Source organism: Paenibacillus barengoltzii G22, assembly GCF_000403375.2.
Lineage (GTDB): Bacteria > Bacillota > Bacilli > Paenibacillales > Paenibacillaceae > Fontibacillus > Fontibacillus barengoltzii.
In genome coordinates this window covers 107,990-124,933 of the sequence record NZ_KE159655.1, presented here as the reverse complement: position 1 = coordinate 124,933, position 16,944 = coordinate 107,990, and the positions used below count along the sequence as shown (strand labels likewise).

At 49.9% G+C, this 16,944-nt stretch carries 13 protein-coding genes; all 13 read left to right on the top strand.

Annotated elements, in window-relative coordinates:
• Nucleotides 1-79 precede the first annotated feature (79 nt).
• Nucleotides 80-352 carry an alpha/beta-type small acid-soluble spore protein gene (locus C812_RS18360; protein WP_016314146.1) on the top strand — a complete coding sequence of 91 codons (273 nt, stop codon included), beginning with the start codon at nt 80-82 and terminating at the stop codon, nt 350-352.
• A 175-nt stretch (nt 353-527) separates the two neighbouring features.
• On the top strand, nt 528-1,730 hold the full coding sequence (metK, locus tag C812_RS18355; protein ID WP_016314145.1) for a methionine adenosyltransferase: 1,203 nt from the start codon (nt 528-530) through the stop codon (nt 1,728-1,730).
• Nucleotides 1,731-1,902: 172 nt separating this feature from the next.
• Nucleotides 1,903-5,208 (top strand): SwmB domain-containing protein, encoded by a 3,306-nt coding sequence (locus tag C812_RS18350; RefSeq protein WP_016314144.1) that lies wholly within the window; start codon nt 1,903-1,905, stop codon nt 5,206-5,208.
• 670 nt (nt 5,209-5,878) lie between these two features.
• Entirely contained in the window at nt 5,879-8,650 is a 2,772-nt protein-coding gene (locus C812_RS18345) for a stalk domain-containing protein (protein WP_244268361.1), read from the top strand.
• A 47-nt stretch (nt 8,651-8,697) separates the two neighbouring features.
• Nucleotides 8,698-9,870, top strand: a complete 1,173-nt coding sequence (locus tag C812_RS18340; protein ID WP_009225329.1) for a sensor histidine kinase — start codon at nt 8,698-8,700, stop codon at nt 9,868-9,870.
• Nucleotides 9,863-10,591, top strand: a complete 729-nt coding sequence (locus C812_RS18335; RefSeq protein ID WP_009225330.1) for a response regulator — start codon at nt 9,863-9,865, stop codon at nt 10,589-10,591. The genes C812_RS18340 and C812_RS18335 overlap by 8 nt, the downstream gene beginning before the upstream one ends.
• A gap of 341 nt (nt 10,592-10,932) precedes the next feature.
• Nucleotides 10,933-11,352: a hypothetical protein gene (locus C812_RS18325; RefSeq protein ID WP_016314142.1), complete on the top strand. Its 420-nt coding sequence runs from the start codon at nt 10,933-10,935 to the stop codon at nt 11,350-11,352.
• Between the two features lie 725 nt (nt 11,353-12,077).
• Nucleotides 12,078-14,201: an ATP-dependent helicase ComFA gene (locus C812_RS22625; protein ID WP_016314141.1), complete on the top strand. Its 2,124-nt coding sequence runs from the start codon at nt 12,078-12,080 to the stop codon at nt 14,199-14,201.
• 29 nt (nt 14,202-14,230) lie between these two features.
• The gene (locus C812_RS22620) at nt 14,231-14,395 is read left to right on the top strand and encodes a hypothetical protein (protein ID WP_167669340.1); all 165 of its coding nucleotides are present in this window, start codon (nt 14,231-14,233) and stop codon (nt 14,393-14,395) included.
• A gap of 323 nt (nt 14,396-14,718) precedes the next feature.
• Complete coding sequence (locus C812_RS22615; protein WP_051135020.1) at nt 14,719-15,456, top strand: ComF family protein; 738 nt, start codon at nt 14,719-14,721, stop codon at nt 15,454-15,456.
• 112 nt (nt 15,457-15,568) lie between these two features.
• A complete protein-coding gene (locus tag C812_RS18310) occupies nt 15,569-15,985 on the top strand; it encodes a TIGR03826 family flagellar region protein (protein WP_036626084.1) in 417 nt (138 codons plus the stop codon).
• A 153-nt stretch (nt 15,986-16,138) separates the two neighbouring features.
• Nucleotides 16,139-16,429: a flagellar biosynthesis anti-sigma factor FlgM gene (gene flgM / locus C812_RS18305; RefSeq protein WP_016314138.1), complete on the top strand. Its 291-nt coding sequence runs from the start codon at nt 16,139-16,141 to the stop codon at nt 16,427-16,429.
• A 2-nt stretch (nt 16,430-16,431) separates the two neighbouring features.
• Nucleotides 16,432-16,929: a flagellar protein FlgN gene (locus C812_RS18300; protein WP_016314137.1), complete on the top strand. Its 498-nt coding sequence runs from the start codon at nt 16,432-16,434 to the stop codon at nt 16,927-16,929.
• The last annotated feature ends 15 nt before the right edge of the window (nt 16,930-16,944 follow it).

Below are 16,944 nucleotides of genomic sequence, written 5' to 3'. Positions count from 1 at the left end.
ACAATACTTCCTGAGCGTAACGAAGGTAAAGTGAGGCTATGCTACTCCTGAAACCAATTTCTCAGGAGGTGTCTGGATTATGGCAAGAGGTAATCGGAAAATCGTACCGGAAAGTCGTCAAGTGTTGCAGCAATGGAAATATGAAATTGCCGCTGAGCTTGGTTTGCCTGTAGGGTATGGCGCGACAGGATCTGGAGCGGATACAGAGTTCGCTGGTGAACTGGGTACTCTTGGCGGGGGGCAAAGCTCTGGCGGAGGCTGGGGACACCTAACTTCCCGTGAAAACGGCTCTGTCGGCGGGGAAATTACGAAACGCCTCATCGCGCATGCCGAACAGAACTTCATCCTATAAATTATTCCACAAAAGTCATGAATTATTTTGACATGACTTGGCAAATGCGATACTATTTCCTTTGAGGATGTTAATCCAACCTTTTCCGATTTGGGAAAGGTTCATTTTTTGATTGGGCTTTATATTGTATTGGATAGACAGGCTGTAGCCATACTATCCAAGGGAGGTTGAAACTATGTCCGTACAAGGGCGACACCTATTTACTTCCGAGTCTGTTACTGAAGGGCACCCGGATAAAATTTGTGACCAAATTTCCGATGCGGTACTTGATGCTTTTTTGGCAAATGACCCTTATGCTCGGGTAGCCTGCGAAGTGTCTGTAGCTACCGGATTGGTGCTGGTCATCGGGGAGATCAGTACGAAATCCGAGTATGTCGATATTCCAGCGATCGTTCGTAAGACGGTTAAGGAAATCGGCTATACGCGTGCTAAATATGGTTTTGACTACAGTACCTGCGCCGTTCTGACATCGCTGAATGAACAGTCGGCTGATATCGCGCAAGGCGTAAACGCCGCTCTGGAAAGTCGCGATCAGGCACAGGTCGATAAAGAGACAGAAAATATCGGGGCTGGCGACCAGGGCTTAATGTTCGGGTTTGCTACCAACGAAACACCGGAGTTAATGCCGTTACCGATAGCCCTTTCACATCGGATTGCACGCCGCCTTTCCGAAGTGCGTAAAGACGGAACGCTAGATTATCTTCGTCCCGACGGTAAAACCCAGGTGACGATTGAATATATTGACGGCAAGCCGAAACGTGTAGACACGATTGTCGTATCTACGCAGCATGCTGAGGAAATTACTTTGGATCAAATTCAAAGAGATATTAAGCAGCATGTTATCCTCCCTGTCGTTCCCGCGGAGCTGCTGGACGGGGATACGAAATATTTTATTAACCCGACAGGGCGTTTTGTTATTGGCGGACCTCAAGGGGATGCCGGCCTGACCGGACGCAAAATCATTGTAGATACGTATGGCGGTTATGCTCGTCATGGCGGCGGGGCTTTCTCGGGGAAAGACCCGACAAAGGTAGACCGATCTGCAGCGTATGCCGCTCGTTACGTAGCGAAAAACCTGGTTGCTGCAGGGCTGGCTGATAAAGTGGAAATCCAATTGGCATATGCGATTGGCGTTGCCAACCCGGTCTCCATCAACGTCGATACGTATGGAACTGGTAAAGTACCGGAAGAGAAGCTGGTGGAGCTTGTGCGGGAGAACTTCGACCTGCGCCCAGCGGGCATCATTCGTATGATGGATCTGCGTCGCCCGATTTATCGTCAAACTGCTGCTTATGGTCATTTTGGCCGTACGGACATCGATCTGCCTTGGGAAAGAGTGGACAAGGCCGAGTTGTTGAAGGCACAAGCAGGGCTGTAATTGTATATTGTTTAAGACAAGGATATTCATCTATTTGGGTGAGTATCCTTTTTTTATTCTCTGAATTCTAAACTCGCTGCTACCTTTTGCCGTTATTAATTATAGGTATGTCTTGAACTCGTATCATTTTTTACTTTACATATAGGATTGCAACCGGGGAAGGGGAAAGGAAATGAAAAAGAAACTCTCGTTATGGATTGTTATTGCGATGATATTTAACATGTTCATAGGAGTATGGGGAGAGGACGTTGCGAGCGCGGCAAGTGCCACTGCACCATCACCTACTGTCGTTCCCGCGAACGGTTCTACGAATGTTCCAGTTGACATCAAACTGCAGATAAGTGTTCCGGGGGCGAAAATCAAGACAAACGGCACGCAGATGTATACAATTTCCACAAGTGCGGGTGGAGTGACGGATAAAAAAGAAGTTACCGTTACGGAATCTACTTATAGAGATTCTATTGTACTGACGCCGCCAACTTTATTGCAATATAACACAGTGTACACCGTTTCTTTGCCTGAGGATGCTTTTACTATCGAAGGAAGCGGTGAAACTACGGCAGCCTATAGCTGGTCTTTTACGACAGCCAAGTCTTCAACGACGGCACTATCTGCATCCTTTAGTCCGGGCAATGGGAGTACGAATGTCAGCATCAACACCAAGCCAACGATTACGTTTAACCGAAATATTAGATTGAATCCTGGTGTTGCAAATGGGGGAATTACGCTTAAAAAATCTAGCAACAATGCAATCGTACCTATTACGGTGTCGGCGAGTTCCAATCTTGTGACGATCTATCCAACAAGTTCAACGCTGGAGGCGGGTACTAGTTATTATATTGAAATTGCGGGGAACGGGATTTACGATGCTCAGAATACATTAATTTATTATGCAGGAATAAGTGGAAGTAATCGTTGGAGCTTCCAAACTGCTGCTCCTGATAAAACTGCACCCGTACTTCAAAGCGCAACGATGTATAGCAACACAGCTATTCGATTATTGTACAATGAGCCATTGCTGTCCACTTCAAATTTGCCCACTTCCTATTTCACAGTGACGGTGAATGGAGAAACACGTCGGATTAGTTATGTTACCGTATCCGGGGATGCTGTATATGTAAACCTAGAGACTGGTGTAGCTGTCGGGCAGGATGTGAAAATCAGTTATACGGGTAGCACTTCGGGGATTCGGGATGTGGCCGGAAATGCTGCGGCTGCCTTCACCGGAAAAGTAGTTACTAACGGGATTGACTCGGTTATGCCGAAGCCAAAAGACGGGTATGCAACAAGCAACACGGTCACGTTGTATTTTAGTGATTCACTTAAGAGCCCTTCGAGTTATGCTTATCAACAATTCACGGTTACGGCTAATGGAAGTTCCAGGGGGATAAGTAGTCTATCCCATAGCGGCTCAACCATTACGCTGTATTTGTCCAGCTTGATTTCGAACGGTGATGTTGTCAAAGTATCCTATACACCAGGTTCTTATCCACTGCAGGATTACCGCGGTTTTGATATCGCGGGCTTCACCGATTACTTTGTTCGCAACACATATGATTCAGTGGCACCTGTATTTCAAGGGGTTGAGGGTTCTGGCAACAAAGTGATCTTAACGTATAATGAAGCATTGCGTACCAGCCCGACACCGTTAAAAAGCCAATTTTCGATACTGGTTAATAATGCACCGGTATATGTCACAGGTGTTGAAATTGTATCCAACCAAGTGATCCTAACCTTGGCTTCGTCATTTACAAAAGATCAGAACGTAACGTTATCTTATGTATCGGGTACAGGTGGCATCGCGGATCTAAATGGAAACCTGGCGGGTTACATCAACCTGCAGCCGGTAACATACAGTACCGTAGTTGAGGGGGTTCGTTCAGCCACGGTCACGGGAGATACGCTAACCATAACGTTCAATTCTACATTGAAGTCGGCGTCATATGTTCCGGTTAATCAATTCTACGTAAATGTGGATAACGTGAACCGTGGGGTTCAATCCGCGACTATTAGTGGCAATACGGTCATCCTGAAACTGAGCTCTGCTGTAACAGCCGGGCAGGTCGTAACATTGTCCTATCTGACAGGTGCGGCACCTTTATATGATAATCTGGGCAACATGATAAAAAGCTTTAATAATTTATCGGTACAAAACTTAATGGGTGGTCAGTCTACAACGCCAAACGGGGTCCAACCGGATTATCTGACCGTCATGAGTAATGCTCAGTTCGGAGTTAGTGGATATCTGTTAAACGTGAATACGGCCCAAGCTACTGACAGCCGGTCGCGTTTAGGCGCAGGAACAAAAAAATATACAATCGATAATACCAAGCTGCAGACGGCCTTTAGATATTTAGTAGACAGCAACGCTTCAGTCCGCAAAGTGGTATTTGAGGTACCTTCTACCGAGAAAGCAGCAGAAGTGGTTGTTCCACTTAGTGCACTGATGGATGTTTATAGTCGAGGAAAAACGGCTTCGTTTATGGTCAAATATAATCATGTGATGTATGAATTGCCGGTGGAAAAGATTCCGTTTACCGAAATTTCCAGGTTGCTTAATGTCAGTGCATTAAACTCAGCTTATCTTACCATTCAACTGGAGACGGTCACGAAAGCACAATTACCGGGGACGAACTACAGTAATGGAGTCACAACAACCCCGATGACGGACCCGGTGCAAATCTATGTGTCAGCATTTAACGGAGTGAATTCGCAAAACGCGGTAGAGGTGTCCCACAACGGACAACTTTACTTCCGAGCGACAAATACTTCGCCTAATGGTCAATTTTTGCTTATGAAATATGACGTAAATACACAAACCGTATCTTTTGTTCCGTCTAAAACAACAACTAGCGGCAGTGCAATCATCTTTAATGGGAAGATTAACGGCAATGCTGTAGTTGGTCCGGCGGTGGGCTACAGTTACTTCTCTGACACGACCAAGCATTGGGCTCGTGCGGACATTAATGAGTTGGCCAGTCGCTTGATCGTAACGGCTGCTTCGGGGTCGAAGTTTGAACCGGAGAAAAAAATCACCCGTGCTGAGTTTGCGGTTTACATTGCAAAAGGCCTCGGACTAACTGGAGATGAATCCTATGCCCGTCGCTTCCCGGACGTTTCTTCTGGGACGACAGCGGCGTACATCGGGGCTGCGGCGAAGGCCGGGATTATTAACGGCAACACCGACGGCACGTTTAAGCCGAACAGCAACATCACGCGGGAGCAAATGGCGCTGATGATGGTGCGGGCGATGGAATACGCCGGGTACAATACGTCGATGAACGGAGCGAGCGCGGCAACATTGACGAAGTTCAAGGATGCGGCGAAGATCCAGTCCAAGGACACGGTGGCTAAAGCCGTGAAGGAAGGCATCATTCAGGGCATAACGACAAATACGTTCCAGCCGCAAGGCAATGCGACCCGCGCGCAAGCGGCGGTTATGCTGAAACGTGTATTGGATAAACTGAACTACATTTAATCCACAATGATTCCCGGCACTAGGGGACGAACCCTGGTGTCGGGATTTTTTTTTGACGTGGGAGGGGAATGCATATGGCCAGATCTCTTTCGGGGTTTATCCCGTTGCATCAGGTTGTGGAAAAGGGCTAAAAAGGTGTTCAGTAAGAGAGGACTTATCAGCCGTTACATTGAGGGGCGATCCGCACGGTAACTAAATTAAGGCCCCGTCGTTCTGAACGAAAGGGATCATCGTGCAAAAGAGTCGTGAAAAGGGGCGTGCAGGCGTAAGCGGCTGAGCGGGTAAGTGACTTAGTGACTTAGCGACAAATGAGTAAATGAGCAAGTGCATAAGTGCATAAGTTTGGTATTCGGAGTTGAGCAAAGCGGAGTGAGACCCCCTTTTTGGGGATGTTTGCTCACAAGTTATCCACGAAATTCACATTATCCACAGAAGATAAGCACATCCGATAGGAGTATCAAACAAAAGTTATCCTAGTTTTCCACAGAATTTATCCCCAATATCCACATTACCCACATTTCAATTCCACAAAAGTAAAGAAGTTGATAGGTTCCTTTAACAATCTTGCTAAATTTCGTAACTTTTCGGCATAAAAGTAGTCTATTAATAAGGGACTAGCTTAATAGAAGCACGTTAGAAGCATGAACAGATGGGAGAGTTGTCTAACAAAATGGTAGTCAGAAGAGACGAAACCGGAACGAAACAAACCCAAGTGAATACGGATCTGGAAGTTGTCGTACGTCAAAACTCGAAGTTGGCCCACCTGGTGACAAAGGGCGGTAAGCGCATCGCCTTAGTCACGCTGGCGGGATTGATATGGATTCAGCCTGTGATTGGCATTGGACCGATCGCGGGACCGGCTTTGACTGCGGAAGCAGCCGCAAGTCAAACGGTGAAGCTTAGTGAAGAAATGATCACGTCGGGAGCCAAGCTCGTAAAATACGAGTACACGGTAACCCGTTCGGGCAAACCGGTGAAGGTGCTGACCGATGTTATTGAGGTGGATTTGACGAATCCTTACGTCCAACTGGACGTGATGACCGGCAAAGGAGGACAAGTAACGACGAGACAAAGCGTGGAAGGAATGGCCAAGGAAACCGGGGCAGTCGCCGGGGTAAACGGCGATTTCTTTGCGACCGGCGGGCAAGGCGTTCCGATGGGGCCGGCGGTGTCGAAAGGGACGGTTGTGACCAGCCCAGCTCAGCTGCAAGGGATGTATGCTTTTGCCGTGCGGAATGACGGGACTCCGCTGATCGACCGTTTTGGCTTCAGCGGTACGGTGTTCGCGGAGGATGGTTCGACGTTCCCGCTCGCGGGCATTAACCAGGAATCCTATATGACCGAGCCAGATAAGGCATACAGCCACGTGAATAAAATGTTTATTTATACGAGTGCCTGGAAATCGGAGGAACGTCCGGCAGCCAGCTCAACGACGCCAACCGAAGTGCTGGTGCAAGGCGGCGTGATTACACAAATCTCCATCAAAGCGGCGATTCCGGGACCGGTGCCGGCAGATGGGTATATTTTGCGGGCGCATGGTACGGCGGCGGATTATGTAGCCGCTCACCTGCAAGTAGGTCAGCGCGTAGATGCAGTCTATCAGCTGCAATCTTTGACTGACGGGCAACTCGTAGATCCGGCGGATCTGAAAATGATGATCGGCGGTCACACCCTGCTGGTCGATCAAGGCAAAGCGTCAGCGTTTACCCGTTCGACAACTTCAATCAGCGGAGGCAGTGCCGTAGCACGGACAGCAGTAGGTTACTCCAAAGATGGGAAAACGGCTTATATCATTACAGCTGAGAAAAACAGCAACAGCACCGGCCTCACCCTGAAAGAGCTGCAAGGCTTCATGACGGGAATCGGTGTCTGGAAAGGCTTGAACCTGGACGGCGGCGGCTCCACGACAATGGTCACGCGACCGCTGGCGGAAACGACACCGCAGCTCACGTTTACGACGTCTAACGGGGCGGCGGGGCAACGGGCAGTTGCAAACGGGCTGGGCGTATTTACGACGGCACCGCAAGGTTCGCTACTTGGTCTCAAGGTCAGCGGTTCTTCCACGTTGTTCATCGGGCAAACCGTGCCGTACGCGCTGAAAGGCTATGACACGTATTACAATCCGATCGATACGAGCGGCATCCAAGCTTCCTGGCAAGCTAGCAACGGTAACGTGGTTTGGACCGGCAGCGGCTTTAAAGGTGTGAAGGCAGGGACGGCCAAAATTACCGCTACCAGCGGGCAAGCGAAAACCAGCATGGATGTGAAGGTACTGGGCGGAACGGACTTGGAAAGCCTGACACCGGGCACAACGTTCGCTCCGTTGCAAGCAGGAACCAGCGTTACGGTGGCCGTTACCGCGAAGCTGAAGGATGGACGTACAGTTGACGTTCCAGCGGAATCGGTAAAATGGACGTTCAGCGGCATGAAAGCCAGCGTACAAGGCGGTGTGCTTACAGTGCAGTCCGTGAACAATGGGGCGAAGTTTGCGTATGCGACGCCCGTCTATGACGGCTTTAATGGAACACCGATCGTGCTGTCGGCTTCCACTGAAACGATCTGGGAAAGCTTCGAAAACATGACTTACCCCATCTCCTTCACCGGTCTTCCGGCTGAAGCTAAAGGAACCGTGAGCATTGTGCAAGGAACCGGAGAGCACGCAAACTCCAAAGTGTTGAAGCTCGATTACGATTTGACCGGCGGTACCGGCAGCAAGTTTGCTTATGCCCAATTTAACGGCACAAGCGGCAGAGCGATTCCGGATAATGCAACGACTTTGACGGTGGATGTGTTAGGTGATGCGAGTCTGAACTGGGTACGCGCCGAATTGTCTGACGCGGATGGCAAGCCAGTTTATATCGACCTTGCTCGTCCGATGGATTACACCGGTTGGAAAACGCTGACGGCGGATCTGACTGCCAATAACATCAAGTTCCCGGCGAAGCTGAAACGCCTTTATGTTGTAAACGTCGAAGAAGGCCAGGACGAACGGGCGCTGACGGGCAGTGTATCTTTTGACAATGTGCGCTTTACGGCTCCTGCAGCCGGCGGCAGCAACCCGGACTTCCCAAGTGCGAAGGCTGTCATGGTGATCGGCCAGAAGTCGATGACGGTTAACGGGAAGAAGCAAAACCTGGAAGTTGCTCCATTGCTTAAGGACAATACGACCTACGTGCCGATCAAGTACGTGCTGGACGTCTTTGGCGGGAACGCAGCATGGAACGGGGCAGCCAAAAAAATCACGGTAACTCGCGGTACTATGGTGTTGGAGTTGACGGTGGGGCAGAAGGCATTTTTGCTAAATGGGGTCTCTTCCAAAGCGGAAGTCGCGCCAATTATTGTCAATGGAAGGACTTTAGTCCCATTACGTTTGGTCTCTGAACAGCTCGGAATTGGCGTAAATTGGGAGCAGAAAACCAAATCCATTACCCTCGAATCATGATATGATTAGTCTGGGACTATTTGGACTAAGAAACGGAGAAGGATTGTGTGGATTTTCAAGCGGATGCCATAGATCGCGTTATTAATAACGCTGTAAGCGTATTGGAAAATAGCAAGCTGCAGATCCTGGAAATACTAGATTCGGCCCGGAATGAGCTGAAGATGCTCAATAATGAGTTACAGAATGTCATGAAGGAAACGGCGGAAACGGTAGAGAAGGTAGACCAGCTCGAGGTTAACTACCGGAAATCCCGCATCCGGCTGACGGAAGTCAGCCGGGACTTCGTGCGTTATACCGAGGAAGATATTAAGCAAGCCTATGAAAAGGCAACTCAGCTCCAGCTCGACCTGCTCATCTACCGAGAGAAGGAAATGTATTTGAAGGCTCGACGTGATGAACTGCAGAAGCGTGCGCGGAACGTGGAGAAGTCGGTGGAGCGCGCCGAGACGATCAGTTCGCAGATGAGCGTCGTGCTGGAGTACTTTTCCGGTGAATTAGGACAAGTGACCCGGATTTTGGAATCTGCGAAGAACCGTCAATTGATCGGATTGAAGATTATTTTGGCTCAGGAAGAGGAGCGAAAACGTATCTCCCGCGAGATTCACGACGGTCCTGCCCAGCTTCTGGCCAATCTAGTGCTAAGGACGGAAATTGTAGAAAGAATGCTTGCTAAGCAGGAATTTAAACTAGTGCAGGACGAAATAGTAGATTTGAAAGCACAGGTCCGCTCGAGTTTGGAAGAAATGCGGAAGGTTATTTTCAACCTGCGGCCGATGGCATTGGATGATCTGGGATTGATTCCGACGCTGCGGAAGTATGTACATGACTACGAAGAAAAAACGAAGATAAGAGCAACCTTTGAAACCCGGGGCAAAGAGCACCGGTTGTCCTCTCCGATGGAGGCAGCGATCTTCCGACTGGTGCAGGAAGCGTTGACGAATGCGGCGAAGCATGCTTTTCCAACTTATGTAGGCGTTGAAATCACGTACCAGGCACAAATGATCCGTATTGTGGTAACCGACAACGGGTTAGGCTTCAAAGTGGATCAGCTGGAACAGAAGACGAAAGAGCATACACACTTTGGATTAATAGGCATGCGGGAGAGAGTGGAGCTGCTCGAAGGCCGGATGGAAATTGAATCGGCGGCCAACTTGGGCACGAAAATCATCATTCATATCCCAACCAACTCAGATAAGAGAAAGGAGTACCAGGATGGATAGTCTTACTAGTGGAACCAGACAAGTGATTAAAGTTCTCCTGGCGGACGATCACCAGTTATTTCGTGAGGGTCTGAAGCGGATTTTGAATATGGAGGAAGACATCGAAGTCGTTGGCGAATGCGGCGACGGCGCCCAGGTGCTGGAAAGCTGCTTGCAGCTTCAGCCGGAAATCGTACTGATGGACATTAACATGCCATTGCTGAACGGCGTGGACGCTACGGCCGAGTTGCGCGAGGCGCTGCCGGACGTAAAGGTCATCATTCTGTCGATTCATGACGATGAGAGCTATGTTTTTGAAACGTTGCGCAAAGGTGCGACAGGTTACCTGCTCAAGGATATGGAGGCGGAGTCCCTGATCAATGCGATTCGTACGGTCGCGGAGGGCAATGCGTTCATTCATCCGAAGGTAACGGGCAAATTGATTCAGCAGCTGCGCCGGATGGAATACCTGAGCGAGACGGGAGCGATTGCCGAGGATACAGCGATCCGCGAAGCGGGCGTGAAATTCGTAGCTGGTGACGACAACCCGCTGACACGTCGGGAGGCCGAAGTGCTTCGCTTGATGGCGGAGGGCCGCAGCAACAAGATGATTGGCGAGCATTTGTTTATTAGTGAGAAGACGGTTAAGAATCATGTCAGCAGCATTTTGCAAAAAATGGACGTCGACGATCGTACCCAAGCAGTTATTAATGCGATTAAGTTTGGTTGGGTCACCCTGTAAGACTGCAGGGGTCAATCGAATTTGTGCTTACCGTTCCGAAGCTGCACTTTGGCGAGCTTGACGGGAACGGACGAGAGGCTTTTTGCGGCCGGGGTTACCATTTTATTCATGATCTTGAAAAGTGAGGCGAAGTTGCCGTAACATCCGATGTCTGGAAATGCATCTGGTGTCCCGGTTGCATTTTTAACGCCTCTCCCAGCGACGACACCGGCCAATATACATAGTTGGTGGAAAGCCAACGGATTTTGTTGATATACTTTGCGTGGAGGCTCCTTCCGTGCGAGCCCAGTAACCGACCTCCTGGCGGCGGCATATATTGTCGCTATAAGGGAGGTGGTACGGTGGTTTCTTATATTGGCTGGATCCTTCTCAGTTACGGCTTAGCCGCGGCGTTGGTCCATGTTTTGCATGGAATAGTTCAGCAAGGAAAACGGAGAAATCGCAGGGTTCATTATATTTTGGTGACGAGCAATCATGAGAACCAAATGGAATGGTATTTGCGAGCGCTCTCGTGGTATGCGCGGCTGCGCAGTTTAGATCTACGTGTGACGGTATTGGACGAAAGCTCGCAGGACGATACGCTGGCAATCTTGCGGAAGCTCCAAAAGCAAGGCGGAATGGAACTCACCGTTATCGATTTGGCTGTGGTGCGGCAAGAGGATGTGGAAGCGTATGCGGCCACGGTGGCAGAGGATGCGCCGATCTGCATCGACCTTCGCGTACCGCGGGAGGCGGACAAAATTCCATATGTCCATGTGTAAACAACATATGACTAAGCAGGCGCATAGCTATGCGCAGATTAAAGTGTGAAGCACACTCTTTTATGGCGAGAAGCCGAGGAGTGTGCTTTTTTGCATTTTTACGGGTGAGATGGGGGCGATGGTGCATGGAGTTGGATTGGGTGCGCAGGAGAAGGAGCATCAAGAAGTGACATTGGAAGTGATAGGGGGTGATCAGTGGTGTGAAGCGGATGGGGCAGGGAGTGAGCATGATTGCTGGATGATGTTAGGCACCATTCGGTGGAATTCATGAGCAATTTGTAGTGGGGAAAGGGCAAAGAGCACCTGGCGTGAGGCGGACAGCCGTTCTAACGGAACACAGGGGCGTTATTAGCCTGGAATTACAAGACGGGGGATTTTAACGGAACGAGGAGACCTTATTTGCACTATACATGGGAGTTTTGTTCTCTTTTTGGTCGGATAAGGTCTGCTGGTTCCGTTAGCCCGGGAAATAGCGGGGAAATAGGCAAATAAGGTCGCTCAGTTCCGTTACGAATGAAAAGGGATCTCCGGGTCATCAGGACAACTCAATAGGGGAACTTGATAGGGCCCAAGATGCGACAGAAGGTGTGAGGATTTTGGTGAAAGAAGTCGAAGTATCGGAGATATTTTGAAATTGAAAAAACTAAGATCTGAAAAAGAGGAATTATCCGAAAACTGTTGAAATATGGATAAAGATGTTAGAAATTAGGAGGACGGTGGAAATTGTGAGAGGGAGTCTGTATGCCGTACGCACTAAATCTGGATGGCAGCTTCGTGTTAGCTTAGATTTGCACGTTGACTTGTTGTGGTGGCTCGATCGAGAGGCGCACGCAATCTATTTATTATCCGAAGGATTACCGTTCGGTTGGGCGGTTGAGGCTAGAGATTCCTTCAAGGCATTCCGTGAGATGGATCGGTGGACAGAGCAGGAATGGGATCTTTTTTTGCTGCAGGTTTTGCAGGAAGAGATTAAAGCGGAGGCGAAGCTCATTCATCCGGCTGAGCGGCTAGATAAAGCTGCTTGGATAGGGCGGCATCGGGGATGGCTGATGAAGGCGGGCCAAATCACGGCATGGGGACGAATGTTTTACCATCTCGGGAATGACGAGAATCATGAGGATCTTAGGACGGAACTAAGGTTGATGGATCGGGGCGGCGTGAGACAGGGGAAGGAACTGTCAGCGGACCTGAGCGGCGCGGGGCTGGAAAAGCAACAGCGAGAGGACATGGGCGGCGAGCTGGCTGAGCTCGCCGAAGCGGCGCAGCGCCTGGCGGCTGCGCTGGCGGGCCGCTCGCTGCTGGAAGCCGAGCTCCAGCAGCTGCTGGCGGAACGCCTGCCGGGCCTTGCCCCGGTCTGGCGTTCCGCCCTCCAGCACGCGCACCTGCAAGGGCGCGTGCAGCTCACGGCGGGCGTGGCCTCCGCCCGCCCAAACCCGGGCCCGCGCTGGCGCCGGGCCCGAACCTCCCGCTGCCGGCGCTGCGGCAGCGGGGTGCATCGCCGCACGCCCTGCGGGTCGTGCGGCTCTCGCGGCTGCGCCTACTGCGAGGCGTGCCTCGCGCTCGGGCGCAGCCGCTCCTGCGCGCTGCTGCTGCGCGGCAGCAGCGCGGGCGTCGTGCCGCCGCGTGCCGGAGGCGGCACGGCCGCGGGCCTGGCCCCCACCGGGTCCTTGCTGGACCGGTGGGGGCTGAGCCCCGCCCAGCGCAGCGCGGCGGGGCAGGCGCTGCGCTTCCTGGCGCAAGCGCAGGAAGCTGCTGCGCAGCGGCAAGTGGCAGCAACGGCTCACGGAAGGCCGGCTCTTCTTCTGGCCTCGCGGCGTTCCCCCTTGCGCCGGACGGAAACCAGGTCCCGTCCGCCACGCTTCCTACTCTGGGCCGTAACCGGCGCCGGCAAAACCGAAATGATTTTCCCGCTGCTGCGCTATGCATTGGATAGCGGCGGCCGGGTGCTGGTGGCGACGCCACGCCGTGATGTCGTGCTGGAGTTGGCCCCACGGGTGGCGAAGGCTTTTCCCGAGGAGCCGATGGCGGTCTTATATGGAGGAAGCCCGCAGCGATGGGAAGAAGCGCGGTTAATACTGGCTACAACCCATCAACTGATGCGGTTTTACCAGGCGTTTGATTTGGTCGTGATTGACGAGCTGGATGCTTTTCCCTATCACAATGATCCGATGTTGAACTATGCAGCGGAGGCTGCTTGCAAACCGGGGGGCCGTTTTATTTTGTTGTCCGCGACACCGCCTGCGCGAATGCGAAGAGAGATTCGGGCGGGCCGGCTGCCGCATGCTAAAGTGCCGGCAAGATATCACGGCTATCCGTTACCGGTTCCTGAGAGAATTACTATGGCGAGCGTGGAGGCTTGTCTCCGCCGCCGCGTTTTGCCCCCTGCTTTATTTCACTTACTGCGCCATTCCGTTCAACGTGGGGCACAAATTTTTCTCTTTGTAACCCGAATTCGTCAAATTGCGGCTTTTACCGAGCTTTTACGCACTTATTTTCCGGGACTCCCTATTGAAGGGACTTCTTCTATAGATCCAGACCGGAATGAGAAAGTGCTCGCTTTTCGGGAAGGACGAATTCGCATGCTGGTGACGACTACGATACTAGAGCGTGGCGTTACCGTACCCAAAAGCGATGTATACATAGTGGATGCGGACAGCGATTTGTTTGATGAAGCCTCTTTGGTCCAAATGGCAGGGAGAGCTGGCCGCTCCAAGGACGATCCGAAAGGAAAGGTTGTGTTTGCCGCACCGGCGTGGACCAAGTCACAACGTGATGCGATTCGGCAAATCCGAATGATGAACGCGGCTGCTTACAAAAACGGCTTTATAAAGGTAAAGGAGGTTCAATAATATGATGAAGTCATCCCAGAGTGTTGCGAATGACGGTTCAAGCACGCGAAACCGAAATCGGCGTGGGGCGGTCAAGTTCCGATATCCTAAGCCAAATTCCCAAGGACAATCCGTCGGCAGATTGTTTTCAGGGCATTTCGACGAGAATACCTATGCTCGAATTAGGTCTGGGCGGTCTGCTTCAGCGGGAATAGGAGCACAAGCGGCAACCGAGATCTGTTCTGCGGATGATTTCTTGTCAAACCCTGTGTCCTCCAGCACTTATTGCTTTAGTGAGGAGAAAAGCTTTTCCTGGAATGGGTTATTAACACCTTTACATCAATTGTTGGCACCTCCCTCCATTCCTTGCTTAACGTGCGGCAAGACAATATCCGAGCGAGTGCGGGGCTATCCGGAAATATGCTTATCCTGCTATCTCTCGATCCCTTGGATCAAAAGCCCGCGCTGCCAAATTTGTGGTCGGTCGATGGGGTGCCCGGATTGCACCCGGAAGGGGCAAGCTCCCCGTAGCTTCGTGATGAATCGAAGTGCTGTTACCTATAACCCGATGATGCGCGAGTGGCTTGCTCAATATAAATACCGTGGAAATGAAACCTATGGCACGATTCTAGCTCGGATGACGGGGGTGGCTTATCGGCAAATGGTGAAGGAGCTAGAAGAAACAGGTGTCATCAGCAAAAATAAAATCGGCGAAACTTCTTTTCGTTTCCATGCAGTCACCGCCGTTCCAGTCAGCAGCGAACGCATGCAGGAACGGGGATTCAATCAAGCCGCCCGTCTGGCCTATGGTGCTGCGACTGCTGGCCGAATTCCTCTACTGCATTTGCTGGAACGTTCCCGCCATACTGAGAAACAAAGCTTCAAAACCCGCTGGGAGCGTCTCCATGATCTGCATGATGTTTTCCGCCCGTCTGCGCTTGCCGCAGACAAACTATTAACAGCGATAAACGAAGTGAAGTTGAATCGCACCAAATCCCCCTATTGGGCGGCGCCTCAGGGTTGGGTGATTGGAGGGGACGTGTGTGCCAACCCGCAGGTCTCCATGAGGAAACCCCATTTTTATGATGATACAAAGCCAGATCCTTTTTTCCAAATCCTTTCGGATCGGTCGCCCGAGCCGGTACGTATATTATTGGTCGATGACGTCTATACAACAGGAAGCACGCTTGAGGCTTGCTCCCGCGTACTTCATGAGCTTTGTGGACGCATAGGTCGCCGCGCCGAAGTTTATTGTTTGACTTGGGCTCGATCCTAGAAAATGTAAACTTCCTAATTCTTCTCATCAAATGTATAGACGAACCCCCCATAAATGAGGTAATCTAGCATCAAACGAAGCGATTCTTGAAAGGACGTCGAAGCATATGGGGATCAATCTAGAGAATTGTCCGCGCTGCGGGAGATTGTTTGCCAATAATTTCAGAGATATTTGTCCTTCTTGTATCAAGGAAATTGAAGAAGAGTACGAAAAATGCCTGAAATATTTGCGTGAAGAGAAAATGGCCACAATCCAGGAAGTTCATGAAGCAACTGGTGTTTCTATTCGTCAAATTACTAAATTCATAAAAGAAGGTCGCATTTCCGTTGCAAATAACCCGAACATGATGTATCCCTGCGAAGTATGTGGTGTATTAATTCGGGATGGAAATATGTGTGATTCTTGCCGCACTCGTCTTGTACGTGGTTTTGCTGCAGCAGCTAGAGAGGACTCTCAGAATGGCCAGGAATTTGGCGATAAGCGCGGCAGTGGGGCTTACAATGCAATCGACAAATTCCGTAGTCCTTAATGACTAAAACCCTGATTCTTTGGCATAATATTCTTTAAGCTCCAATCGTTCGCTATTAAAAAAGCCTAAACCAACGCCGATAAACTTAGTAAAGATTATCGGCTTTTTTGATGGTCATTAACGATGGTTTATTGACAAGGATGGTGAATCAAGATGAAAGTAAATGATATTGGACGTGTAGTTGGGATAAATCCTTATCAGCGTAATCAGGAACTACGTGATCTTCATTTGAATAAAAAGAAGCAATCCCAAGATCAGATTTCAATTTCTACCGAAGCCAAAGAGATGCTGGATGCACAAAATCGTGTAAATGACCCTGCGCGGGCTGAACGGATTGAAAAATTAAAAGAAGCGGTCTCGACAGGCAATTATCATGTGGAAAACGAGAAGATTGTCGAGAAGTTATTGCCGTATTTTAAATCCTATCTTAAGTCAGGAGAATAACGGTGAGCGTAAAACGAATTATTTCTGCCCTAAAAAAAATGAATGACTTATATCTGAGAATGCTTTCGGTATGCAGAGATAAACAGCGCGCAATTATTGATAACAACACTAGTGAATTAGTAAAGTGCATGTCAGAGGAAACGCGAGTATTAAATCAGATAAACGAGGCTGAGGACCAAAGAGTTGAAGCAATGAATGCCTATCTGAAAGAAAAAGGGATAAAATCTCAGTTAAATCTAACGGTTTCTGAGCTTTCACGCTTAGTCTTTGATCCGGATGAGAAGGCTGAATTGCTGGAAATACGTGATCAATTGTTAAACAATGCCTCTGAATTAAAAACACAAAATCAAATCACTCAACAATTGCTTGAGCAATCTCTAAGTTTTATAGACTTTTCATTAAATTTACTAGTCGGTGTGGATGACGACTTAATATATCAGAACCCAACTAATGCACCTCTTAAGCCCACGAAGAATAATTTTTTCGACGCAAAGGCTTAAATTTATATAGGTTAG